Here is a 25,789-nt window from a genome sequence, read left to right as displayed (position 1 = left end):
TCGCTGCTCCATGCGCAATAATGCTTGCAGGGAGGTCAGCCCGGTCAATGCCGCGCGATCTCCATCAAGAACCGGCTCAAGTCGTTCGCCGTCCTGGCGGTCTTGAGCATCTGGTCTTCCTCCGCGGTGAATGCCGTCAAGCCGAGTTCGTCTTCCAGATGGAAGATCAGGTCTTCGATATCCGCTTTATCCAATCCCAATTGAGCAAGGCTGGCGTTGTCGTCGAAGTCATCCCGGCCGTCAAGCAGGCGGCTGATGTAGTGATGGACGGCGGCACGCACGGCATCTCTTTTCATGGCAGCTCTTCCACGGCGTTGTGGTGATACCTGCTGTTTGTTCCTCAGGTTGAGTACAGCAGGCTTCAGGCGTGCGAGCGTTGCCACTGGTCAATCATGTCACGCAGATGGGTGCCGGAAAAACTGCCGAAATGCCCGCCATGCACCGTACGGATCGGCAGGGCGCGCAAGCGCTGCAGGCTGCGTGCGTAATCATCGAGGTTGGAGTGGTAGGCGTCTTCGATCAACGGCCCGTCGTAGATGATGTCGCCGCTGAACAGGGTCTCGGTGGCCGCTTCGTACAGGCTGATGCCGCCTGGGGAGTGCCCCGGGGTGTGCAGCACTTGCAGCACCCGGTTGCCCAGGTCCAGTACATCGCCTTCGTCGATCGTTTTGGTGGCCGGTGCGGCCTTGACCCGATACTCGGCGTAGCACAATGGGCAATCGGGGTGCGCTTCGAACATGTCGTCGCCGACGAAGGCTTTGCTCAAGTCGTTTTCGCCGTCCGGTGCGGCCAGGATATCCGCTTCGGCCGGGTGCACCAGGCGCTCGGCGAATTCGTGGTGCCCGGCAATATGGTCGAAATGGCAGTGGCTGGCCACCGCCACCAGGGGCCGCTCGGTGATCCACGGCAGTTGCTCACGCAGGCTGACCAGCCCCGAGCCGCTGTCGAGCAACAAGTCTTTGTCGCGGCCTTGAATGTGCCAAAGGTTGCAGCGATAGAAGGGGCGAATGTAAGGCTCGTGAATCAGTCGGATGCCATCGCTGAGCTGTTTGACTTCGAACCACTGATCGCGGCTGACGATCTTCATGGGCAGTTTCCTTCAGGCGAAAAAAAACGAGTGTGGCAACCGACGCCACACTCGTCGAAGAAAGCATCAAGTCGTTATATTCAGCTTAGGCGGCGCTGGCCTGCATCGCCGGGCGTGGGGACAGCAGGCTGACCACCACGAAGCTCACCAGGCCTACGCCGAGGCTGTAGTAGATCGGCGTGTTGGCGTCCAGGCCGTCCTTGAACATGAACAGCAGCGCGGTGGCGAAGCCCAGGCCCATGCTGGCGATGGCGCCGGCGGTGGTGGCGCGTTTCCAGAAGATCGCGCCGATCAGCGGAACCAGCATGCCACCTACCAACAGGTTGTAGGCCAGGGTCAAGGCGCTGATCACGTCGTTCACCACCAGGGCGATACCCAGCACCACGATACCGGTCAGCATGGTCACCAGGCGGTTCAGGCCCAGGCTCGACTGTTTACCGCCGCGCAGTTTTGGCAGCAGGTCTTCGGTCAGGGTGGTGGCGGCGGCGAGCAGGCCGGCGCTGGCGGTGGACATCATGGCGGCCAGTGCGGCAGCGATCACCAGGCCACGGATGCCGTCCGGCAGGGACAGTTTGACGATGGCGGCGAACGCGTTGTTGACGTTGTCCAGATCCGGGATCAGTACGTGGGCAGCCATGCCGATCAGGGCGCAGGCCAGACCGTAGAGGATGCAGTAGACACCGGCGAACGTACCGGCAACCTGGGCCACTTTGGCGGTCTTGACGGTGAACACCCGTTGCCAGATGTCCTGACCGATCAGGATGCCGAAGAAGTAGATCATGAAGTAGGTGATGATGGTGTCCCAGCCGATGGTGGTGAAGCTGAAGCTTGCCGCCGGCAGTTTCAACACCAGTTCATCCCAACCGCCGACGCGGTACAGGCAGATTGGCAACAGGATGAACATCAGGCCTACGGTCTTGATGACGAACTGGACGATGTCGGTCAGGGTCAGCGACCACATGCCGCCAATGGCCGAGTAAACCACCACGACGCCACCGCCGAGCAGTACCGAGACCCAGAATGGCAGGCCGAACAGCACTTGCAGCACGGTGCCGATGGCCAGGATCGAGGTCACGCCGATCATCAGTGCGTACGCCAGCATGATCGCCGCGCTCGCGGAGCGGGCCATCGGGTTGTAGCGTTTTTCCAGCACCTGGGTAACGGTGTAGATCTTCAGTTTCAGCAGCGGCTTGGCCAGGAACAGGTTCAGCGCGACGATGCCGCAACCCAGTGCGGCGCACAGCCAGAAACCGGAGATGCCATGCACGTAGCCCAGGCGCACGGTGCCCACGGTGGACGCGCCGCCGAGGACGGTGGCGGCCATGGTGCCCATGTACAGGCTCGGGCCGAGGTTACGACCGGCGACCAAAAAGTCTTCGTTGGTCTTGGCCTTGCGCATGCCGTAATAGCCGAGTATCAGCATCGCGGCGGCGTAGATGAGTACGACGAATAAATCCAAAGCCATTGTGGCGTGTCTCCGATTGTCTTTTTTATGTGAGGCTGAAATCAATTCCTGTAGGAGCGTGGCTTGCCCGCGAATTGAGCGCCGCGGACAGTCAGGCCGACCGCGTTATCGTTCTTCGCGGGCAAGCCTCGCTCCTACAGGTGGATCAAGCTGTTTGGCTGATAGCCGGTTTAACGAGCGAATCCGTGCTCTTGCTACGTGAATCATTCGGGCCGAACACCGCGCTCGATTCCGGGAACAGGCTCAGCAGCACCAGGTACACCACCGAGGCCAGGCCCAGGGTGACCGGCAGGCTGATGTCGATACCGCCGGCCATTTCGCCCAGTGGTCCGACGAACTGCCCTGGCAGGTTCACGAAGCACAGGCCGACGGCCGCGCTCGGGATCCAGGCGCCCAGGCCACGCCAGTTCCAGCCGTGGGTGAACCAGTAGCGGCCGCCTTTCTCGCCGCGGGTGAACACTTGCAGGTCATCCGGGCAGTAGAAGCCGCGACGCACCAGCAGGCCGATGATCATGATCACCATCCACGGGGTGGTGCAGGTGATGATCAGCACGGCGAAGGTCGACACGCTCTGCACCAGGTTCGCCGCAAAGCGCCCGATGAAGATGAAGGCAATCGACATCACACCGATCAGCAGCGTGGCCTTGACCCGCGACAGCACCCGGGGGAACACGCTGGACATGTCCAGGCCGGTGCCGTAGAGCGAAGTGGTGCCGGTGGACATGCCGCCGATCACCGCAATCAGGCACACCGGCAGGAAGAACCAGCTCGGCGAAACCGCCAGCAGGCCGCCGACGTAGTTGTTGGCCGCGATGTAGTCCGGTGCCTTGACCGCTACGATGGTGGCGGTGACGAGGCCGAACAGGAACGGAATCAGCGTGGCCAGTTGCGCAGCGATCACCGACACCATGATCCGGCCTTTCGGCGTTTCACGCGGGATGTAGCGTGACCAGTCGCCGAGGAACGCGCCGAAGGAAATCGGGTTGCTCATGGCGACCAGCGCAGCGCCGATGAATGCGGCCCAGAAACCGGCCTGACCCATGGCCACGGTGCCGGCATACTGGCTGTCGAACGCCGGGGCAAACGCGAAGATGCCCAGCAGGAACAACAGGCTGGCCGCCCACACCGCGATGCGGTTGACCCACAGCATGAAGCGGAAACCGTAGATGCACACCGTCAACACCAGCAGCGCGAACAAACCGTAGGCCAGGCCCAGGGTCAGGTCGGTTTCCGGCAGGTCGATCAGGCGCTTGGCGCCGCCTACCAGTGCGTCACCCGAACTCCAGACGGAGAGCGAGAAGAACGCGATGGCGGTCAGCAGCGACAGGAAGGAACCGACGATGCGCCCGTGCACACCGAAGTGCGCCCCGGAAGACACGGCGTTGTTGGTGCCGTTGATCGGCCCGAACAGGCCCATCGGCGCGAGGATCAATGCACCGAGCACCACGCCCAGCACAATCGCCCAGACGCCCGCCTGGAAAGACAGGCCGAACAGTACCGGGAAACTGCCGAGCACGGCGGTTGCAAAGGTGTTGGCGCCACCGAAGATCAAGCGAAACAGGTCGCTGGGCCGGGCGGTGCGCTCATTGTCCGGGATCTGTTCGACCCCGTTTGTTTCGATGCTAAGACTGTTTTCGTTGTTTTTGTTATTCATGATCTGCTCCGATCATAAAGGCGCGCTCATCGTGTGTGAGCGTCACCTGTGTTGGCTAAGGGGTTGGCAGCCCTTCCGGCATCGCGGACAAATGTTCGTGGCAGGCCAGCCATAGGCCTTGTTGTTCTTGGCCAGACGCTTGTTTCTTGAAAACAATCGTCTCGCGCTCCTGGCTAAAGTGCTGCTCCCCTTGCATGCGCAGCTCGGTGGCCACGTCATGGATGAAAATCGCCACGTCACCCTGCAGGCTGACGAAAGCGTTGCTCGAGGTGCACGAGAGCACTTCGAAGCCGTCCTCGGCGCGCCAGCTGTCCCACAACGCCTGGTAGGCATCGCGCGACAGCTGGGGCTGTTCGAGGGTGTAGAAGACGAAGCTGGCATCGGCGCTGAACGCGCCGAAGTAGGCTTCGCGATCGTTGCGGGCGAAGGCGGACACCAGGTCGGCGGCCGCTTTCAAGACCTGATCGCGTTCATTCATGACCGATCCTCAGCGATGGACTACGCCAGGCAGTACGCAGAGCATTTCGTACAGCAGGTTGGCGGCCAGCAGCGAGGTGTTGCCGGTGGTGTCGTAAGCGGGCGAGACTTCTACCAGATCGCAACCGACCAGGTCCAGGCCTTGGCAGCCACGCACGATCTCGATTGCCTGGATGGTCGTCAGGCCACCGATCTCCGGGGTGCCGGTGCCAGGCGCCCAGGCCGGATCGATACCGTCGATGTCGAAGCTCAGGTACACCGGACCGCCGCCGACTTTCTCGCGCACTTCGGCCATCAGGGGGGCCAGGGATTTGTGCCAGCACTCTTCGGCCTGAACCACACGGAAGCCCTGGTTGCGGCTCCAGTTGAAGTCGTCAGCGGTGTAGCCCTGGGCACGCAGACCGATCTGGACCACACGGTCCGGGTCGATCAGGCCTTCTTCGACGGCGCGACGGAAGGTGGTGCCGTGGGCGATTTTCTCGCCGAACATGTGATCGTTCACATCGGCGTGGGCGTCGATGTGCACCAGGCCGACCTTGCCGTGCTTTTTATGGATGGCACGCAGGATCGGCAGGGTGATGGTGTGGTCGCCACCCAGGGTCAGGGGGATCACATCGTGTTCGAGGATGTTGTCGTAGGATTCTTCGATGATCCGAACGGCATCCAGCAGGTTGAAGGTGTTGATCGCCACGTCGCCGATATCGGCAACCGACAGCGAGTCGAACGGCGCAGCGCCGGTGGCCATGTTGTACGGGCGAATCATGACCGATTCAGCGCGGATTTCACGAGGCCCGAAACGGGTGCCAGGGCGCAGGGAGGTACCGATGTCCAGCGGCACGCCGACAAAAGCAGCGTCCAGACCTGCAGCGGTCGGTACATGGGGGAGTCGCATCATGGTGGCGATGCCGCCGAAGCGCGGCATTTCGTTGCCGCCCAGTGGTTGGTGAAGAATCTTGTCCACGGGTAGGGCCTCATCGTCGTTGTTTTATTTATTGGGTTACACCGTTCACGGAGGGACGGGTACCACGAGTAGGTGCCGATTCTGCGAAATGTAGTGGCCGGGAAGAATCGCTACGGGCAAATACTTAGTTCAGATTTTTCTAAACTAATGGAAGTGGCGGCGGTAGACTTCTCCTCACACACAAAACCCGATGCCAGGAACAACTCTTGTGGGAGCGAGCCTGCTCGCGATAGCGGCGGGTCAGTCAACATTGATGTTGGCTGTTACGCCCTCATCGCGAGCAGGCTCGCTCCCACAAGGATCTGCATTGACTTGAACACTGCGCGTCAGTCCATGATTGGAGCCTTTACATGGCCAACGCTTTACCCGACCTGAAACTTTTGCGCATTTTCGTCAGCGTGGTGCGGCATCAGGGCTTCGCCAACGCCCAGCAAGAGCTCAACCTCTCGACGTCGGCCATCAGCACCTACATGAGCCAGCTCGAAGCAGCCCTGGGGTTGGTGTTGTGCCATCGCGGCCGTGGCGGGTTCAGCCTGACCAGCAAGGGTGAACTGTTTCATCAGGAAACCCTGCGTCTATTGGGTGAGCTCGAAGGTTTCGAACAATATGCCGCCGCGCTCAAGGGCGAATTGCGCGGCACGCTGAACCTGGGGGTGATCGATTCCACGGTCAGCGACAAGGCCTTGCCGTTCGCCGAAGCCATCGGCGCCTACAGCCAGGAGCACCCGGCGGTGCACTTGCACCTGTCGGTGATGAGTCCTTATGAACTGCAACTGGGCGTGCAGGACAACCGCCTCGACCTGGCCATCGGCGCGTTTTCCACGCGCATGAGCGGTCTGGTTTATATGCCGCTGTACCGCGAACAGCACTGGTTGTATTGCAGCACGCGGCATCCGCTGTTCAACGAGCGGCGCATCCCCGAGCAGGTGATCACCCAGCAACGCATGGTCGGTCGCGGCTACTGGAGCCAGGCCGAGCTGGCCCGACACGGCTTCAAGCACAGCGCCGCGACCGTGGAAAGCATGGAGGCGCAGCTGATCCTGGTGCTGTCCGGCGCCTACATCGGTTACTTGCCGGAACACTACGCCCAGGCCTGGGCCGACAAGGGTGACCTGCGCGTGTTGCTGCCGGCCACCTTCGGTTATCAGGCCCCGTTCTCGATGATCGTGCGCCGTGGGCGTAGCCGTGAGCCGTTGATCCAGACCTTTCGCGATCTGCTCAAAGCACAACTCAACCAGGCGTGAAGAAGATGCCGAGAATTCAATGTCCCCGCTGCCTGCGTCCGCAGAGCCATTGCCTGTGCCCGCTGATTCCCAACCTCGACAGTCGCACCCGGGTGTTGCTGTTGCAGCACCCCAGCGAAGTGAACCATGCATTGAACACTGCGCGGTTGGCGGCGCTTGGGTTGAGCAATGCCGAGTTGATCGTCGGTGAGGTGTTCGAGGATTTGCCGACCCTGTTGAATCAACCGGGGTATCGGGCGCGGCTGTTGTTTCCCGGCGAGGACGCGCAGCCGATGCAGGCGTATGGCGCATCCGATGAGCCGCTGTTGCTGGTGGTCCCGGACGGCACCTGGCGCAAGGCGCGCAAGATGCTGCACCTCAATCCACTGCTGGCGGCGCTGCCACGGGTGACCCTGGCCGAGGGTGGCGTGTCCCGTTATCGGCTGCGCAAGGCGCCGGGGCCCGGGGCGTTGTCGACGGTGGAGGCGATCGTGCAGGCGCTGGAAACACTTGAGGCGCCGACCTCGTTTGCGCCGTTGCTCAAGCCGTTCGAGGCGTTGATCGAGGGGCAGATTGCGGCGATGGGGGAGGAGGTTTTCCTACGCAATCACACCGACTGATAGTTCCCACGCTCTGCGTGGGAATTCATCCTGTGACGCTCTGCGTCACGCTTGTAGAAGGGACGCGGAGCGTCCCGGGCTGCATTCCCACGCAGAGCGTGGGAACGATCGGAGGTTAACGCTCGCGCATCGCCTCGGTCCGCGCTTTCAACACCGGTTTAAGCAGATAATCCAGCACAGTCTTCTCCCCGGTAATGATATCCACCGTCGCCACCATCCCCGGAATGATCAGCAGTGGTTTCGCGTCCCCGCCGAGGTGGTTTTTATCGGTGCGCACCTGGATCAGGTAAAAGCTGTTGCCCTTGTCGTCGGTGATGGTGTCCGCGCCGATCAGCTCCAGCTTGGCACTCAAGCCGCCGTAGATCGTGTAGTCGTAGGCACTGAACTTGACCATGGCTTTCTGGCCCGGATGCAGGAACGCCACGTCCTGTGGCCGCACCTTGGCTTCGATCAAAAGGTTGTCTTCCAGCGGCACGATTTCCACCATGTCACTGCCCGGCTGGACGACACCGCCAATGGTGTTGACCTTCAACAGCTTGATAATGCCCTTGACCGGCGAGGCCACGGTGGTGCGGGTCACGCGGTCGTCGATGGCAATGCTCGAGGCTGTGATTTTCGACAGGTCGGTGCGTTTCTCATTCAGCTCCTTCGCCGCGTCCGAACGGAACGACTGTTCGGACTCGTCGATCTTGCTCCTGATCTCGGCAATCGCCGATTCCGCCCGGGGAATGGCCAGGGTGGTGGCGTTCAGCGAACCGCGGATTTCCACCGCGCTGCGCTTGAGTCGCAGGATCTCCACCGGCGACACGGCACCGGTCTTGACCAGTGGCTCGGACATCGCCATCTCCTGGTTGACCAGCGCCAGGCTGGAGCCGTATTGCCCGGCTTTCGAGCGAAACTCCGCCAGTTCCTGGGTTTTTTGCCGCAGTTGTTCGGTCAGCGTGCGTTGTTCGCTGGCCAGTCGCCGTTGCCGCTGTTCGTACAGCGAGCGTTCGTCTTCGGCGACTTGTGGCGCTTTGGCGATCACTTCTTCCGACAGCTTGAACGGCCGGCCTTCGGCTTCGGCCGACAGGCGTTCGACCTGTGCGGTCAGCGCGTAGCGATCGACTTCGCTTTCGCCTTTGTTCGACAGGTAGCGCGTGTCATCCAGGCGCAGCAAGGTGTCGCCCTTGTTCACCATTTGCCCTTCACGCACGAAGATCTCGGTGACGATGCCGCCCTCAAGGTTCTGGATCACCTGGACCTTGCTCGACGGAATCGCCTTGCCTTCGCCCATGGTGACTTCCTGCAGCACGGCGAACTTGGCCCAGACCAAGGCGCTGATCAGCAACGCGGCGGCCAGCCACACGGTGATCCGCGACCAGCGCGGGGAGTCCTGCAACGCGGCGCCGGCTGTTTCCGGCATGAACTCGGCTTCGGCACTTTTGCCGAAGCTGTCGAAGTAGCCACGTGCTTTCGAAGCATCCGATGAAGCAGACATAGGCAACTCCTAGACGGCCGCAGAGCCGACACGGCCCTTGCGCAGTGCATCGATGACCGCTTCTTTCGGGCCGTCGGCGACGATTCGCCCGTTGTCCAGCACCACCAGGCGATCGACCAGGCTGAGCATCGAGGTGCGATGGGTCACCAGCAGCAGGGTCTTGCCCTGGACCCAGGTGTGGAGTTTTTGCCGCAAGGCGTCTTCGCTGCTGTTGTCCATGGCACTGGTGGGCTCGTCGAGCAGCATGATCGGCGGGTCGAGCAACAAGGCGCGGGCCAGCAGCACCGCTTGGCGTTGACCACCGGACAGCAACTGTCCGCGCTCGCCGACCGGGCGGTCGAAGCCTTGCGGGTGCTGCCGGGCCAGTTCGGTGACGCCGGTCAGTTCGGCCACTTCGAGCATGCGCGCATCGCTGATGTAGCGCGCGCCCAGGGTCAGGTTGTCACGCAGGCTGCCGGCCAGCAGCGGCAGGTCATGGGCGACGTAGCCGATCTGGTGTCGCAGGTCCGCGACGTCCAGTTGGCGCAGGTCCAGGCCATCGAGCAGTAATTGGCCTTGCGCCGGTTCGTAGAACCCCATCACCAGGCGCGCCAGGGTGCTTTTGCCCGAGCCGCTGCGACCGATGATGCCGATGCGTTCGCCGGGTTTCACGCTGAAGCTGACGTTGGCCAGCGCGGGGGCGTTCTGGCCGTTGTAGTGGAAGGTCACGCCGACCACATCCAGGGCGCCTTGCAGTTGCGTGCGCTCCAGCGGCCTTTGCCTGGCGTCGCGCTCCTGGGGCAGGGACATCAGCGCGTCGGTGCTTTTCATGGTCAGTTGCGCTTGCTGGTAGCGGGTGATCAGGCCGGCGATTTGCCCCAGCGGCGCCAGGACCCGGCTGCCGAGCATGTAGGTCGCCACCAGCGCGCCGACGCTGAGGTTGCCGGCGATGATGCTGTAGACCCCGGCCACGATGGTCGCCATGCCGGAAAACTGCTGGATGAACAGCGTGCCATTGGTGGCCAGCGCCGAGAGGTTGCGTGCGTGGCTGTCCAGGCGGGTGAGGGCGCCGTGGGTGCTTTCCCATTTGTGCTGGCGCTCGCTTTCGGCGCTGCAGGCCTTGAGGGTTTCCAGGCCGCCCAGGGTTTCGATCAGCAGGGCCTGGCGTTCGGCGCCCAGGCTCAGGCTTTTCTGCACGGTGTCGCGCAGGCGCGCCTGGATGATCATGGCGAAAATGATCGTGATCGGGAACGCCAGGACCGGAATCACCACCAGCCAGCCACCCAGCAGGCCGATCACCACCAGCATCAACAGGGCAAAGGGCAGGTCGATCAGGCTGGTGAGGGTCACGGCGGTGAGGAACTCGCGCAGGCCCTGGAAATCGTGAATGCTCTGGGCAAAGCCACCGATGGTTGCAGGCTTGGCTTTCATCGCCATGCCGGTGATGCGTTCGAACAGGGTCGCCGAAAGAATCACGTCGGTCTTCTTGCCGGCGGTGTCCAGCAAATGCGCGCGCACCACCCGCAGCACCAGTTCGAAGCCGGTGCCGATCAGCAGGCCGATGGACAGCACCCACAAGGTCGAGGTGGCCTGGTTCGGCACCACGCGGTCGTAGGTCTGCATCACGAACAGCGGCACCATCAGCCCCAGCAGGTTGATCAGGAAACTCGCCAGGATCGCATCGCTGTACAACCATTTCGACAGCTTCAGGGTGTCGCGAAACCACGCCTGTACCCGTGGCACCAGCGGTGAGCGAAGGTCTTCGAGTTCATGCCGTGGCCGGGCGAACAGCGCCTGGCCGCTGTAATGCCCGGCAAGCTCCTGAACGGTGGTCCATTGTTCGCCGCCATCGGCTTCGCTGGGCAGGATCAGGACCCGGCCATCCTCGCCGAAGCGGCGCAACACGGTGGTACGGCCATTGTTGAGCAACAGCAGCACCGGCAGGTTCAGCGCAGAGATGTCCTTGAGATCGCGGCGCAGCAGGCGCGCCTGCAATCCCGCCCGGGCCGCTGCGCGGGGCAGCAGGTCCAGGCTCAGGCGTTGGTGTGCCATAGGCAGCCCGGCACTGAGGCTGGCGCGACTGACCGTCGCGCCGTGGAGTTTGCAGAGGATCAACAGACCGTCCAGGAGCGGGTCATCGAAGCTCAGGCGTGGATCGACACCGGTGTTGGCGGTTTCCATGCTGGTCACATTGATCGCTCCTGGTACTACTTCAGTTCAGGCAGGCGAGCTTCGCTTTTCACTTCCGCCTGGGCGATGGCGTCGGCGGGCAGCACCACGCGTTGCTTGCTCAGCAACTGCCCCATGTTCGCCAGCACACGGTACATCGAAAACTCCTCGATGTAGCGTACTTCGGTGTAGCGGCGGTTGGCGTTGTAAAGCTCGTTTTCGCTGTCCAGCAGGTCGAGCAGGGTCCGTTGGCCGAGGCCGAACTGATCCTGATACGCCACGCGTACGCGTCGGCTGGTTTCGGCGTACTCGCGGGCGGTCGGGGTTTGTTTCTTGGCGTTGACCATCGCGTTCCACGCCAGGTGGATGTTTTCGTTGAGCTGGCGCAGGGCGTTGTTGCGGATGTCCATCGCCTGGTTGATCTTGTGGGCATCGGACTGCAGGCGCGCCTTGTCACTGCCGCCGCGGAACAGGTTGTAGTTCATCACTACGCCCACTCGCCATTCGTTGTCATGGCCTTCTTCGCCCGCGATGTTGTTGTTCGCGCCCACCGCGGCTTCGGCGTCGAAGCGCGGGTAGAACGGCGACTTGGCGACTTCGTACTGGCTCTCGGCCGATTGCACGTCGGCCTGGGCGGATTTCAGGTACGGGTTGTTGTCCACCATGCTTTGCTGGGCATCGGACAGGGAGGCTGGCAGCTCGCCACGGATCGACGACGGAGCTTCGAGTTCATCAGGCAGGCGCCCGACGACGGCGGCGAAGTTCGACTCGGCGTCGGCCAGGTCGACTTCGGCGGTGTCGAGGTTGTTTTCCGCCAGCGCCCGACGGGCAGTGGACTGGTCGGCGTCGGCGTTGCTGCCGATCCCACGCTGGGTGCGCAGGCCGATCTGGTCGTTGACCCGCAAGTGCGCTTGCAGGTTGTTCTTGGCCAGCGTCACCAGTTCGCGGCGCTTGAGCACTTCGAGGTAGACCTCGATGGTGCGCAGGGCCAGGTCCTGGGCGGTGCCCTGGGCGTAATACGCCCGGGAGTTGACGACGCCCTTGGTGCGCTCGACTTCGTTGGCGGTGTTGAAGCCATCGAAGAGCATCTGCCGCAGGCGCAGTTCCGACTGGGTGTAGTTGAGGATTTCGGTGTGGTGATTGCCAAGCGGCAGAGTGTTGCGAGTGTTGGTGTTGTCGCTGTACCCGCGCCCGTACGCGGCATTGAGGTCCACCGATGGATAAAAGCCCCCCTTGGCGACCTTCACGTCTTCATCAGCCGACAGACGGCTGTCCACCCGTGATGCCAGTTCCGGGTGGGTGGCAATAGTGCTCTGGATCGCTTCGGTCAGTGACATGGCATGCGCCTGGGTACTGCAGGCAATTGCCAGCAGAACCGCGCTGCATAGGGGGGTTAAAAGACGCATGGTTCATCTCCCTGAATCCTAATGATGCTTTATGAGTCGCCAATTATTTGACGACATTTATAGGTAAAACCGTTTCATGCTTGTAACATCAGAGCTAAGAACATTTTGAGGCGAACCTAAGAAGTTTTTCTCATAAGGATTATGCCAAAAAAAACTTATGTACTCTGCCAAATCCAGCACATTGTTCACTGCGAAAGCCCTTGATTTATGCGCCTTATGGCCCTCATCAGAGCTTGAGGAAAGTTCAAGTCCACTTATCGACAAAGAGCGGAGAAGTGCTGGAGGGGAGGGATGCGGCGCAGACTGGGGTGACGGTTTTTTGTCGCCAAGGTGATTCAGGACTGTTACGCAACGCTGGCGGATGACGTTGTTCGCGACTGGTAGCCCAATGCCATTGATTGCAAAGGGTTTATCCCGGTCGCGGGCACCGGCCGCGAGCATTACGCTGGATGAGATCGACGCCAGGGCAACGGCTTACTTGGGGTAATCCGTGTTGACCGGCAGGCGATCGACCAGTTAATCCGCTTGAGCCCATGGGCATGTTCTCCGCATTCAGACAGGGTGCCGACAAAGCGTTGGCAGCGGAGGGAATGCACATGGCTACGCTCATCGGTATCGTCAGCAAGGTTATCGGTCAGGTCTTCGCGGTGGCGGGTGACGGCACCCGTCGAGTGCTGATCGAGGGGGACCGGTTGTTTGCCGGCGATCAACTGGTGACCGGGGCCGAAGGCGCGGTGGCGGTGCATCTGCAAAATGGCGATGAACTGACGCTGGGTCGTGGCAGTAGCCTGCAAATGACCGCCCAGTTGCTGGCGCAGACGTCGCCCCATGTGGAAACGGCTGAAGCGACGACCCCGAGCCAGGCGCAATTGACCGATGTCGAGCAATTGCAAAAAGCCATTGCTGCCGGTGACGACCCGACCCAGACCGCTGAAGCCACGGCGGCTGGCCCGGGTTCGACTGGTCCTGCCGATGGAGCACAGGGTGGGGGCCACAGTTTCGTCATGCTCGAGGAAGTGGGTGGGCGGGTCGAGCCGACCATTGGCTTTCCCACTGCCGGGTTCAATGGCATTCCGGAGTTTCCGATTGCGCGGCACGACGGCGATCGAAACCCCGACGACGGTGCGGGTGCACCGCTGATTACACCGCCAGTGGTCACGTTGCCCGAAGTCCCACCACCAGACGGCACACCGCCTGTTGTCTTGCCGCCTGTCTTGCCTCCTGTAGTCACGCCACCTGAAGTCTTGCCACCAACAGTCACGCCACCCGTGAACAATCCGGTCACCCTCGACGGCCTGTCGGTGGCGGGCGGTGAGCTGACCGTCAAGGAAGCCAACCTGCCTGACGGTTCGGCAAGCAATCCCGCCGCGCTGACCCAGAACGGCACCTTCACCGTCACGGCGCTTGACGGGCTGACCAGCCTCACCATCGGCGGGATCAGCGTGATCAGCGCTGGTGTGGCCAGCGGGTTTCCGCAGTCGATCACCACGCCGCTGGGCAGCACCCTGACCATCACCGGGTACAACCCGACCACGGGCGTGGTGAGTTACAGCTACACCCTCAACGACAACGAAAACCATTCGAGCGGTGACGGCACCCATCTCAGCGAGCACTTCACCGTGGTTGCCGGTGACAGCAACGGCGACACCGCCACCGGTTCCCTGGACGTCACCATCCTAGACGACATGCCCAAGGCGTACGATGACAGCAACCCCGACACCGCTTCGGAAACCCGGCTCACCCTCGAAGGCAACGTCCTGGGCAATGACGTGCAAGGCGCCGACCGTATAACAACCGGTCCTGCAAGTGGCCCGATCACCCCCGGCACCTTCATCGGCACCTACGGCACCCTGGTGCTCAACGCCAATGGCACCTACACCTACACCCTCAATCCCGGCGATGCCGACTTCAAGGCCTTGCACGCCGGTGGCAACGGCACCGAGACGTTCACCTACGTCCTGACCGACGCCGATGGCGACAGCAGCACCGCCCAGCTGGTGCTGAACGTGCACAACAACGATGACGGGGTGACCCTCGGTGGCCTGGACGTCGTGGGCGGCGAACTGACCGTCTACGAGAAAAATCTCATGTACGGCAGCGACCCCGACGCCCCGGCGCTGACCCAGCACGGGACCTTCACCGTCAACGCCCCGGACGGCCTGCAGAGCCTGAGCATTTCCGGGGTCGCGATCATCAGCGGTGGCGTGGTGCAGCCCTTGCCGATCTCCGGCAGCACCTGGCTGGGCAGCACCCTGACCGTCACCGGCTATGACCCGGCCACCGGCGTGGTGAGCTACAGCTACACCCTGAACTACACCGAGACCCACCCCAACGCCGACGGCGCCAACAGCATCAGCGAGAACTTCGAAGTCATCGCCATCGATGCCGACGGCAGCGAGGCGCGTGGGGAAATCAACGTCAAGATCGTCGATGACCTGCCGACCGCCAACCCCGATGCGACGTCGGTAGTCGAGGGCGGCACCGTCACCGGCAACGTGCTGCGGAACGACGTCGGCGGTGCCGATGGCTCAGGCGGCGGCGTGGTCGGCGTGCGTGCAGGCGGGGACACCTCGACCCCGGTGAATGGCGGCCTGAACAGCCAGATCAATGGCACCTACGGCTACCTGACGCTGGATGCGGCGGGCAACGCCGTGTACCACAGCTACCCGAACTCGGTGAGCGGCCCGGGCGCGAGCGACGTATTCACCTACACCCTGCGCGATGCCGACGGTGACGAAAGCACCACCACCGTCACGATCGACGTGCACAACAGTTGCTTTGTGGCGACCAGCGACCACGACGTGACCGTCTACGAAAAAGCCCTGGACCTGCACCAGGACGGCCAGGACCTGGCCCCCGGCAGCGTGAATGGCAGCCAGCCGGGCAGCCCGGCCGAAACCGCCAGCGGCACCCTGGTCGGGGCGGTTCACGGCGGCAGCGGTGCCATCACCTACAGCCTGGTCAGCAACGCCGTCGGCACCTACGGCCAACTGCTGCTGCACCCTGATGGCAGCTATACCTACACCCTGACCTCACCGGCCAGCACGATGCCGCAGGCCAACGATGGCGCCAACAGCCTGCACGAAAGCTTCACCTACCAGGCCACCGATGCCCAGGGCAACGTCGCCACCAGCACCATCGTGATCAACATCGTCGATGACGTGCCGACCGCTAACGCCGACCACACCTCGGTGGGAGAAGGCGGCTACATCGGCGGCAATGTGCTGTGGAACGACAACACGGGGGCCGACGGCCAGTTCGCCGGTGGCGGGGTGGTCGGCGTGCGTGCCGGCTCCGATACCTCGACCCCGGTGCATGGCGGTTTGAACAGCCAGATCAACGGTACCTACGGCTACCTGACCCTGGATGCCGCGGGCAACGCGCTGTACCACAGCTACCCGAACTCGGTCAGCGGCCCCGGCGCGAGCGACGTGTTTACTTATACCCTGCGCGACGGTGACGGTGACGAAAGCACCACCACCATCACCATCGACGTGCACAACAATTGCTTTGTGGCGACCAGCGACCACGACGTGACCGTCTACGAAAAAGCCCTGGACCTGCAGCAGGACGGCCAGGACCTGGCCCCCGGCAGCGTGAATGGCAGCCAGCCAAACAGCCCGGTCGAAACTGCCAGCGGCACCCTGGTCGGCGCGGTCCATGGCGGCAGCGGCGCCATCACCTACAGCCTGCTGAGCAATGCCATCGGTACCTACGGCCAGCTGTTGCTGCACCCCGACGGCAGCTACACCTACACCCTGACCTCACCGGCCAGCACCATGCCGCAGGCCAACGACGGCGGCAACACCCTGCACGAAAGCTTCACCTACCAGGCCACCGATGCCCAGGGCAATGTCGCCACCAGCACCATCGTGATCAACATCGTCGATGACGTGCCCACCGCTAACATCGACCACACCTCGGTGGGAGAGGGCGGCTCCATCGGCGGCAATGTGCTGTGGAACGACAACACGGGGGCCGACGGCCAGTTCGCCGGCGGCGGCGTGGTCGGCGTGCGTGCAGGCGGGGACACCTCGACCCCGGTGCATGGCGGCCTGAACAGCCAGATCAACGGCACCTACGGCTACCTGACACTGGATGCCGCGGGCAACGCGCTGTACCACAGCTACCCGAACTCGGTGAGCGGCCCCGGCGCGAGCGACGTGTTCACCTACACCCTGCGCGACGGTGACGGTGACGAAAGCACCACCACCATCATCATCGACGTGCACAACAGCTGCCTGGTCGCGGCCAGCGACCAGGACGTGACCGTCTACGAAAAAGCCCTGGACCTGCAGCAGGACGGCCAGGACCTGGCCCCCGGCAGCGTGAATGGCAGCCAGCCAAACAGCCCGGTCGAAACCGCCAGCGGCACCCTGGTCGGCGCGGTCCATGGCGGCAGCGGCGCCATCACCTACAGCCTGCTCAGCAATGCCATCGGTACCTACGGCCAGCTGTTGCTGCACCCCGACGGCAGCTACACCTACACCCTGACCTCACCGGCCAGCACCACGCCACCAGTCAACGACGGCGGCAACACCCTGCACGAAAGCTTCACCTACCAGGCCACAGATGCCCAGGGCAATGTCGCCACGAGCACCATCGTGATCAACATCGTCGATGACGTGCCCACCGCTAACATCGACCACACCTCGGTGGGAGAGGGCGGTTCCATCGGTGGCAATGTGCTGTGGAACGACAACACGGGGGCCGACGGCCAGTTCGCCGGCGGTGGCGTGGTCGGCGTACGCGCAGGCGACGACACCTCGACCCCGGTGCATGGCGGCCTGAACAGCCAGATCAACGGCACCTACGGCTACCTGACACTGGATGCGGCGGGCAACGCGCTGTACCACAGCTACCCGAACTCGGTGAGCGGTCCGGGCGCGAGCGATGTGTTCACCTACACCTTGCGTGACGGTGACGGTGACGAAAGCACCACCACCATCATCATTGACGTGCACAACAGCTGCCTGGTCGCGGCCAGTGACCAGGACGTGACCGTCTACGAAAATGCCCTGGCCCAGCCCTGCAACCCCGGCGAAACCGCCAGCGGCACCCTGGTCGGCGCAGTCCATGGCGGCAGTGGCGCCATCACCTACAGCCTGGTCAGCAACGCCATCGGCACCTACGGCCAACTGTTACTGCACCCCGACGGCAGCTACACCTACACTCTGACGTCGCCGGCCAGCACCACGCCGCCAGCCAACGACGGCGCCAACACCGTGCACGAAAGCTTCACCTACCAGGCCATCGACGCCTTGGGCAACATCGCCACCAGCACCATCGTGGTCAACATCGTCGATGACGTGCCCACCGCAACACCCGATAAAGCGACGGTGGGAGAGGGCGGCTACATCGGCGGCAATGTGTTGTGGAACGACAACGTGGGGGCCGATGGCCAGTTCGCCGGTGGTGGCGTAGTCGGCGTGCGCGCCGGCGACGACACCTCGACCCCGGTGCATGGCGGCTTGAACAGCCAGATCAACGGCTCCTACGGCTACCTGACCCTGGATGCGGCGGGCAACGCGCTGTACCACAGCTACCCGAACTCGGTGGGCGGCCAGGGTGCGAGTGACGTGTTCACCTACACCCTGCGCGATGGTGACGGTGATGAAAGCACCACCACCGTGACCATCGATGTGTACAACAACAGTTGCAAGGTGGCGGGCCGTGACAGCGACGTGAACGTCCATGGAAAAGCTGCCGGCCAGGACCTGGTAGCAAAAGGGGCGGACTTTACGGGGACCCAACAGAACTACAACGTCTCCGGCAGCAATGCCGCCATAGCCCGCAGCGCCTTCGTCGCCAACACGGCGGCCATGACCGCGGTGCTGGTGGTCAGCGGGGCGCTGGGTGCGGCCAACGGCAACCACAACGACAACCTGATCACCGTCAATCTCAAGCAGGGGGAAACCCTCAACCTGGATCACAACCTCGCAGCCGGCCACATCGGCATGGAGTACTCGATCAACGATGGCGCCTATGTCGCCATCGCTGACGGCCAGACCATCACGGCGACGGCGGATGCCACCTACCGCATCCACATCACCAATATCCCCGATGGTCCGGGCCAAGGCGCAAACGGTGCTGAAAACTACCAGTTGAAGATGACCGTCGATTACGCCGGAGCCCACGACACGGCTCCAGACCACACCTACACCGCCAGCGACAACCATGGCGGCAGCACCAGCGCCCACCTGACCTCCCAGGATGGCCACGCCCTCACCGGAACGGCGGGGGATGACACCCTGGTGGCCGGCAACGGCGAGCACATCATCCATGCCGGCGACGGTAACGACGTGCTGACCGCAGGCACCGGCAACACCGAGCTGCACGGTGATGCCGGCAATGACTTGCTCTACAGCGGCACGGGCAACGACCTCCTCGATGGCGGTACGGGCAGCGACACCGCCAGCTATGCCCACGCAACTGCTGGCGTCACGGTCAATCTCGGCGAAGCCGGCGCACAGAACACCATCGGTGCCGGCACCGACACCCTGGTCGCCATCGAAAACCTGACTGGCTCCAACTTCAATGACTCACTCACGGGAGACAACCACAGCAACATCATCACCGGTGGCCTGGGCAACGACGTGCTCAACGGCGAGGGTGGCGACGACTTCCTGATCGGCGGGTTGGGTAACAACACCCTGACCGGCGGCAGTGGCGCCGACACTTTCCAGTGGCTCAACGGCAACAGCGGCCACGACATCATCACCGACTTCAAGCCGGGGGCCGACAAGCTCGACCTGTCGCAACTGCTGCAAGGGGAGAACAGCACCGCCGCCTCACTGGATGACTATCTGCACTTCACCGTCAGTGGCAGCGGCGCTTCACTGGTGACCAGCATCGACGTCAGCGCCATGGCCGGCGCCGCACCGAACCAGACCATCGACCTGGCGGGTGTCAACCTGGCCAGTCACTATGGGGTTACGCCGGGGGCGGACGGAGTCATCGGCGGCGCGGACACGGCCACCATCATCAACGGCATGCTCAATGACCACTCGCTGAAGGTGGATACCGTGTGACCTGAAACCGCAACGAAAAAACCGCCCTCCCTGTGCAAGGGGGCGGTTTTTTTCTGTGTGCGAACCTCTGCAAATCACATCGGCAGCGGCTGCCCGACCAAGCGCCCCATCACGCCAAACACCCCCAGTGCCCTGATCGTGTCCAACTCGCCCTGGGTTTCTACTTTCTCCGCTATCAAGGGTAGGTCGATGCTGTGGGTCGTGCGGCAAACCGCCTCGATGAACAGCCGTTTGTCACGCTCCACATCGATGCCACGGATATAGACTCCGTCGATTTTAAGGTAGGCCAACCCCAGCTGGGTGAGGTTGCCAATCTGGCTGAAGTGACCGCCAAAATGCTGCAGCCCGATGCGATAACCGGTGTCGAGCAGGCTGTGGCTCAAGCGTTGCAGTTGGTCCGGGGGTGGCAGTTGGCGTTCATCGATTTCCAGGGTCAGCAGGGGCGCCAGTTCCGGCAGGGATTCCAGCGTGTCGAGGATCAATCGCAGCTGCGCCTGATCGCGCAAGGTGCTGCCGGACAGGCTCAATGCCAGGGGCAAACGGTTGATGACCAGGTATTCGAGGGTGGCTTCGAGCATCGCCAGGTCGAAGCGCGCCGTCCAGCCAAAACGCTCGATCCACGGCAGGAACTGGCCGGCGGCAATCGCTTCGCCCTGTGGATCGAGCAGGCGCGCGAGGACTTTGTGATGCAGCACCTGGCGGGTGTCGGCGCATTGCACCACCGGTTGGAAATACAACTGCAGCTTGCCTTCGTTCAGGGCATCGTCGATCCAGGTATGCCAGTGGTGTTGGGCCTGGCCTGGCGGGCTGTCGCTGCGGCCCAACACGGCCCAAGGGCGCTCAGGTTGTTGCCGGGCTTCGTTCAGTGCCTGGTCCAGTTGATGCAGAACGTGGCTCGACGGGTCGCCGGGGTGGTAAGCGACGACGCCCAGATGGGCGACGGGTATGCAATCACTGTCGCCGGTCAGGCGCAGGTTTTCCAGAGAGGCGCTGATCTCGGCGGCCAGGCGTGTCGCATCCTCGCTATCGAGATCCGGTGCCAGCAGGCTGAATTCGCCCCCGCGATTGCGCGCTGCCAGCCAGGTGCGACGTTCTGGAACTTGAGTCAGGCGCTTGAGCAAGTCGCCAACCGCGCCAATCAGCGCGTCGGTGCGTTCACCGCCAAGGCGTTGATTGAGGCCGGCCAGATCGTTGAGCCGTAGCATCAGCAGGTGACCGTCGCCATTTTGCTCAGTGACCAGCAATTGATCGGCCAATTGTTCATCGAGCAATCGCCGGTTGGCCAGCCCTGTCAGGCTGTCCTGATAAGACTCATTGAGCAGTTTTTCGCTACGCGCAGCCTCTTCGGCGAACAACGTCTTGAGCTTCTCGACCATCTGGTTCATCGCCAGCACCACACGTTTCAATTCCGGTGTGCGTGGCAGTGTCGGCACGCTGAGAAACTCGCGTTTGCTGATAGCGTCGGCCTGGCGGACCATGCTGTCGAGGGGGCGAAATTGTCGACGCAGCAGCCAGCCACCGAACACCGCACTGAGCAGCCCACAGAGCAGCAACCAGACGAGGCTGCCCAGTGTGCTGTCCCAGAGTTTCGCCAGGGCGAATTGTGGATTGCTCAATACTTCGACCCGCGCCACCTGTTGCCAGCCACGGGTGATCAGTGCATCGCCACCTTCGGGACGCAAATTCACCAGGTTGACGAACCAGCCGGGCACGCCATCGATTTGCTCGGGGATGCTGCGCTGCACCAGCACCTGCCGATTTTCCAGGTGGGTCACGCGGATGTCGCTGAAATAGCCGCTGTCGAAAATAGAGCTGACCATCAACTCCATCATGGCCGGGTCGTCGACCTGTGTGGTCAAGGTCAGGCCCAGGGCGGTCGCGGCGTCCTGGGCATGGGCGCGCAACTGCCCGAGCGTCTGCTCGCGAGAGCTTTCCAGGCTGGCATAAAAACTGCCGCTGAAGGCCACCAGCAAGAACAGGCAAATGGCGAGAAACAACTGGTTGCGCAGTTTCATCGAGCGCTCCTTGGCGTGGCGGCTAACCGTCGCCCACGGCGAATCCTTCGGTTTGCATTTTTTTCAAGACGTCTTGCCAGCGCGACAGTTTTTTCGAGTCGCCGCTGCGCTGATTGCCAGGCTTGCCCGGCAGGTACAGGCCTTCGGCGTTGAATGCATACACCGGGAGCAGGTCCTTGCGCTGCGAGGCGGGGCGGATTTCACTGATCAGGTTATCGAGCACCAGCGGTTCGGCACCCGGACTGCTGTAATAGGTCAGCACCATGTGTGCCTGGTTTCGGGTCAGGGCTTTCACATAGGTTATGCGCAGCTTGTCGCTGGGAATGCCCAGCTGGCGCAGGCTGAAATACTTCGCCAGGGCATAGTCTTCGCAATCGCCGGCGGCCTTGATCAGCGCCTCGACCGGCGTGGCCCAGTAATCGCTCTGGTGCCAGATGCGGGCGTCGTCCTGGAAATCCAACTGCTGGTTGAAGTAGCGATTGACCGCAGTCAATTGCGCTTGCTCGGGCAGGTCGCGTTCGCCTTGGAGCATTTCACTCCAGGACTGGATACGTCCCTGCGTCGGCCCCAGGCTGGCATAGCGTTTTTCGGCGGTTTGCTCAATCTTCGCGAAATCCCAGCTGGGCCAGACATTACCAGGCACGGCCAGCGGAAAACTGGCGAGCAATAACCATCCGCCAAACCGAAGTCGGCGTGTTGGCCATCCTGGACTACCCGGCCTGCGCGGCATGTGTGGCTGCTCGAATGCAGAGATCTGAAGTCTAGGTGGTGTTTACAACGACAGTCAGGATTTACGCAGGGTTTTCTGCCGAAGGATGTACAGGGTCACCAGCACTGCACTGGTCAGCATGAACCCCCGTGCCCAAGGTAGCGGCACCAGGTAGCAGGAGAACAGGATGCTCGCCCACATCAGGCCGATGGCGTAGACCTTGCCCTTGAGCGGAATACCATTACCTTCGAGGTAGTCACGAATCCATGGCCCGAGCCGCGGGTGCTCGACCAGCCATTGATAGAAACGCGGTGAACTGCGGGCGAAACAGGCAGCCGCCAGCAACAGGAAGGGCGTGGTGGGCAACACCGGCAGGAAAATCCCGAGCACCCCCAACGCTACGCTCAGCCAGCCGATGGCCAGCAGCACGTAGCGCAACATCAGGGAGCGGTTGCCTATGGGGTTGTCCATAGGCAAAACCTTAGTGGTGACGTGGCTTGAGGATCGCCGGTTTTTCGTCCGGTGCGTTGCACAGCAGGTACAGCGCAGTCAGGGCTTCCGGGATCTGCACGATCATGTCGTCCATCAGGTTGGCGTCGGCGGCGATGTCGGAGAACTCCGGTTGCTCGTCGAACAGGCCGGAACCGACCATGATCGGCAGCAGCATTTCGCTGACTTCGTCTTCGGCGGTTTCGAACCAGGCTTCTTCGCGCAGGAATACGCCTTCCATGAAACCGATGCACCAGCCGCGCAGCTCGGAATCGTCCGGGTCGTCGCCCAGGTCGAGGTCGCACGGCAGCTCGAACTCTTCATCGGAGGCCAGTTGACGGGCGATGTGCGCCTTGAGGCCGATCAGCGTGGCTTCGATCTCTTCGCGCTGGGCTTCGCTGCTGTAATGCGGCTCTTCAGCGAACAGGGCATCGATCCATTCACGATCGGGAACGTCTTCCGAACAGATCGACAGCGCGGTCAGGTAGCCGTGGGCGGCCACGTAGTCCAGCGCCTCGTCATGCAGTTCATCGGCGTCGAGGAAGACTTGCAAGCGGGTTAGTTGCTCAGCGAAGGACATTAAAGGGCTACCTTGGGGAATATTCGATGCGGGAATTCTAGGCCTTCTTGAGCGCTTGGGCCAGCCGCACGGCATATTTGCAGCGCATTCCCCGTGGAAGCGAGGCTCATGGGTCTTCGTGTGTCTTCTCAGCGGCGCCCTTTGCCGGACAGGGGTCGGGTATACTCGCGCGTTTTGTGATGCCCTGCTGGTTTCGCGGCTTAAATGCACAGCGTCATGCAATCCGTACTTACGATTTGTCGGTGCAAAGTTGCGGGTCCTGTACCAGCCTTGCAGGGATGTTTCGGTGATTTTTGGAGTTTTTATGCTCGAACAGGCTCAGCGCGTCCTCAAGGACATCTTCGGCTACGACAGTTTCCGTGGCCGCCAGGGTGCGATCATTGAGCGCGTGGCCAGTGGCGGCGATGCCCTGGTCCTGATGCCTACCGGGGGTGGTAAATCCCTGTGCTTCCAGGTGCCGGCGCTGCTGCGCGACGGCCTGGCGGTCGTGGTTTCGCCGCTGATCGCGCTGATGGACGATCAGGTCGCGACCCTGGAAGAACTGGGTGTGGCCGCCGCGGCATTGAACTCCACGCTCAGTGCCGAACAACAGCGTGACCTGGCGGCCAGGATCCGGCGCGGCGAGGTGAAAATGCTCTACCTCGCGCCCGAGCGTCTGGTCCAGCCACGCATGCTGAGCTTCCTGCAAGGCCTGAATATCTCGCTGTTCGCCATCGACGAAGCCCATTGCGTGTCCCAGTGGGGCCATGACTTTCGCCCGGAATACCTGCAATTGGGCCAGTTGGCGGAACTGTTCCCCGACGTCCCGCGCATCGCCCTGACCGCCACCGCCGACAAGCGCACCCGTGAAGAGATCGTCACGCGCCTGCACCTGCAGGAGGCCGAGCGCTTCCTGTCGAGCTTCGACCGGCCCAACATCTTTTATCGCATCGTGCCCAAGGAACAGCCGCGCAAGCAGTTGCTGGCGTTCCTCGCCGAGCGTCGCAGCGATGCGGGCATCGTCTATTGCCTGTCGCGAAAGAAGGTCGAGGAAGTGGCCACGTTCCTCACCGAACAAGGTTTCCCGGCGCTGCCGTATCACGCCGGCCTGCCCAACGACCTGCGTGCGCACCACCAGAAACGCTTCCTCAACGAGGAAGGCCTGATCATGGTCGCCACCGTGGCCTTTGGCATGGGCATCGACAAACCCAACGTGCGCTTTGTCGCTCACCTCGACTTGCCGAAGTCACTTGAAGCCTATTACCAGGAAACCGGTCGCGGCGGCCGTGACGGTCTGCCGGCCGATGCCTGGATGGCCTATGGCCTGCAGGACGTGGTGATGCTCAAGCAGATGTTGCAGAACTCCGAAGGCGACGAGCGTCACAAGCGCCTGGAGCAACACAAGCTCGATGCCATGCTCTCGCTGTGCGAGGAAACCCGCTGCCGCCGCCAGACATTGCTGGCCTACTTTGACGAAGACATGCCCGAGCCCTGCGGGCATTGCGATAACTGCGTCGACGGCGTGCAGACCTGGGACGCCACGGAGCCTGCCCGTCAGGCGCTGTCGGCGATCTACCGCACAGGCCAGCGCTACGGCGTCGGGCACCTGGTGGATGTCCTGCTGGGCAAGGACAACGAAAAGGTGCGCAACTTCGGGCATCAGAAACTCTCGGTGTATGGGGTCGGCAAGGCAATGGCCGAAGGCGAGTGGCGTTCGCTGTTTCGCCAGCTGGTGGCCCGCGGCCTGGCCGATATCGACCTGGAAGGCTACGGCGGCCTGCGCCTGAGCGACACGTGCCGGCCGCTGCTCAAGGGCGAGGTGACCCTGGAACTGCGGCGCGACCTGAAGGCGCAAACGACCGCCAAGAGCAGCAAGAGCCAGGCGAGCCAACTGGTGCGCGGCGAAGAGCGCGAACAGTGGGAAGCCTTGCGAGCCCTGCGTCGCAAGCTGGCCGAAGAACATGGCGTACCGCCGTACGTCATTTTTCCCGACTCGACCTTGCTGGAAATGCTGCGCAGCCAACCGACTACGATGGCGCAAATGGCCCGGGTCAGCGGCGTCGGCGCACGCAAGCTGGAGCGTTATGGCGAGGCGTTCCTCGAGGTCCTCGGGGGCCAGGCCGAAGCACCGAAAGTCGTGGCAGACCTGCGCCACGAGCTGATCACCCTGGCGCGTGCCGGCATGACGCCGTTGCAGATCGCCGGGCAGTTGCAGTGCTCGGAAAAAAACGTCTACACCCTGCTCGCCGAGGCGATTGGCAAGCAGCAGCTGTCACTGGAGCAGGCGCTGGATCTGCCGGAGGACTTGATGGGCGAAGTCCAGGATGCATTCCTCGACGGGGAGGGCGAACTGCCACCCGTGTCGGAAATTTCCGCGCTGTTTGCGGGGCGCGTGCCGGAAGGGGTTTTGTACTGTGTGCGCGCCGCCCTGCAGTCCGAATTCGAACTTTGAGCGATCGGTCCCG

General features: G+C 62.5%; 17 protein-coding genes. 4 read left to right on the top strand and 13 right to left on the bottom strand.

What is annotated here, in order from left to right; translation table 11 throughout:
• Positions 1-44 precede the first annotated feature (44 nt).
• From HFK74_RS07045 to speB, 6 genes are all read right to left on the bottom strand, one after another.
• Positions 45-296 (bottom strand): acyl carrier protein, encoded by a 252-nt coding sequence (locus tag HFK74_RS07045; RefSeq protein ID WP_180202895.1) that lies wholly within the window; start codon positions 294-296, stop codon positions 45-47.
• Positions 297-361: 65 nt separating this feature from the next.
• A complete protein-coding gene (locus tag HFK74_RS07040) occupies positions 362-1,087 on the bottom strand; it encodes an MBL fold metallo-hydrolase (RefSeq protein ID WP_180202894.1) in 726 nt (241 codons plus the stop codon).
• Positions 1,088-1,172: 85 nt separating this feature from the next.
• Positions 1,173-2,552, bottom strand: coding sequence for a sodium:solute symporter (locus HFK74_RS07035; protein WP_008060130.1), 1,380 nt, complete (start codon positions 2,550-2,552; stop codon positions 1,173-1,175).
• A 145-nt stretch (positions 2,553-2,697) separates the two neighbouring features.
• Complete coding sequence (locus tag HFK74_RS07030; protein WP_180202893.1) at positions 2,698-4,206, bottom strand: cytosine permease; 1,509 nt, start codon at positions 4,204-4,206, stop codon at positions 2,698-2,700.
• A gap of 55 nt (positions 4,207-4,261) precedes the next feature.
• Complete coding sequence (locus HFK74_RS07025) at positions 4,262-4,684, bottom strand: nuclear transport factor 2 family protein (RefSeq protein ID WP_180202892.1); 423 nt, start codon at positions 4,682-4,684, stop codon at positions 4,262-4,264.
• A gap of 9 nt (positions 4,685-4,693) precedes the next feature.
• A complete protein-coding gene (speB, locus tag HFK74_RS07020) occupies positions 4,694-5,644 on the bottom strand; it encodes an agmatinase (RefSeq protein ID WP_008060136.1) in 951 nt (316 codons plus the stop codon).
• Positions 5,645-5,994: 350 nt separating this feature from the next.
• Here speB and HFK74_RS07015 point away from each other — a divergent pair, with 350 nt between their 5' ends.
• Together HFK74_RS07015 and HFK74_RS07010 are read left to right on the top strand one after the other, a co-directional pair.
• Positions 5,995-6,888, top strand: a complete 894-nt coding sequence (locus HFK74_RS07015) for a LysR family transcriptional regulator (RefSeq protein WP_007972518.1) — start codon at positions 5,995-5,997, stop codon at positions 6,886-6,888.
• Positions 6,889-6,893: 5 nt separating this feature from the next.
• On the top strand, positions 6,894-7,487 hold the full coding sequence (locus HFK74_RS07010) for a tRNA-uridine aminocarboxypropyltransferase (RefSeq protein ID WP_180202891.1): 594 nt from the start codon (positions 6,894-6,896) through the stop codon (positions 7,485-7,487).
• 115 nt (positions 7,488-7,602) lie between these two features.
• Here the strand turns inward: HFK74_RS07010 and HFK74_RS07005 are convergent, their stop codons facing one another.
• From HFK74_RS07005 to HFK74_RS06995, 3 genes are read right to left on the bottom strand one after another with little or no spacing between them, the layout of a single operon-like run.
• Positions 7,603-8,967, bottom strand: a complete 1,365-nt coding sequence (locus HFK74_RS07005; RefSeq protein ID WP_180202890.1) for an HlyD family type I secretion periplasmic adaptor subunit — start codon at positions 8,965-8,967, stop codon at positions 7,603-7,605.
• 9 nt (positions 8,968-8,976) lie between these two features.
• Positions 8,977-11,136: a type I secretion system permease/ATPase gene (locus tag HFK74_RS07000; RefSeq protein WP_180202889.1), complete on the bottom strand. Its 2,160-nt coding sequence runs from the start codon at positions 11,134-11,136 to the stop codon at positions 8,977-8,979.
• Positions 11,137-11,153: 17 nt separating this feature from the next.
• Positions 11,154-12,521 carry a TolC family outer membrane protein gene (locus HFK74_RS06995; protein WP_180202888.1) on the bottom strand — a complete coding sequence of 456 codons (1,368 nt, stop codon included), beginning with the start codon at positions 12,519-12,521 and terminating at the stop codon, positions 11,154-11,156.
• Between the two features lie 596 nt (positions 12,522-13,117).
• Between HFK74_RS06995 and HFK74_RS06990 the strand changes: the two genes are divergently transcribed.
• On the top strand, positions 13,118-19,552 hold the full coding sequence (locus tag HFK74_RS06990) for a retention module-containing protein (protein ID WP_180202887.1): 6,435 nt from the start codon (positions 13,118-13,120) through the stop codon (positions 19,550-19,552).
• A 74-nt stretch (positions 19,553-19,626) separates the two neighbouring features.
• Here HFK74_RS06990 and lapD read toward each other — a convergent pair whose 3' ends face one another.
• Genes lapD through HFK74_RS06970 form a run of 4 tightly spaced genes read right to left on the bottom strand, consistent with a single transcriptional unit; the run spans position 19,627 to position 23,345 of the window.
• The gene (gene lapD, locus HFK74_RS06985) at positions 19,627-21,567 is read right to left on the bottom strand and encodes a cyclic di-GMP receptor LapD (RefSeq protein WP_180202886.1); all 1,941 of its coding nucleotides are present in this window, start codon (positions 21,565-21,567) and stop codon (positions 19,627-19,629) included.
• A 22-nt stretch (positions 21,568-21,589) separates the two neighbouring features.
• Positions 21,590-22,297, bottom strand: a complete 708-nt coding sequence (lapG, locus tag HFK74_RS06980; protein ID WP_180202885.1) for a cysteine protease LapG — start codon at positions 22,295-22,297, stop codon at positions 21,590-21,592.
• 54 nt (positions 22,298-22,351) lie between these two features.
• On the bottom strand, positions 22,352-22,747 hold the full coding sequence (locus HFK74_RS06975) for a YbaN family protein (RefSeq protein ID WP_180202884.1): 396 nt from the start codon (positions 22,745-22,747) through the stop codon (positions 22,352-22,354).
• Between the two features lie 10 nt (positions 22,748-22,757).
• Positions 22,758-23,345, bottom strand: coding sequence for a YecA family protein (locus tag HFK74_RS06970; RefSeq protein ID WP_008055546.1), 588 nt, complete (start codon positions 23,343-23,345; stop codon positions 22,758-22,760).
• 304 nt (positions 23,346-23,649) lie between these two features.
• Here HFK74_RS06970 and recQ point away from each other — a divergent pair, with 304 nt between their 5' ends.
• Positions 23,650-25,776 (top strand): DNA helicase RecQ, encoded by a 2,127-nt coding sequence (gene recQ, locus HFK74_RS06965; protein WP_180202883.1) that lies wholly within the window; start codon positions 23,650-23,652, stop codon positions 25,774-25,776.
• Positions 25,777-25,789 lie beyond the last annotated feature (13 nt).

The sequence above is a fragment of the Pseudomonas sp. SbOxS1 genome (assembly GCF_013416725.1).
Taxonomy (GTDB): Bacteria; Pseudomonadota; Gammaproteobacteria; order Pseudomonadales; family Pseudomonadaceae; genus Aquipseudomonas.
Note: the sequence above shows the minus strand (reverse complement) of the source record. Positions and strands in the feature narration are given on the sequence as shown.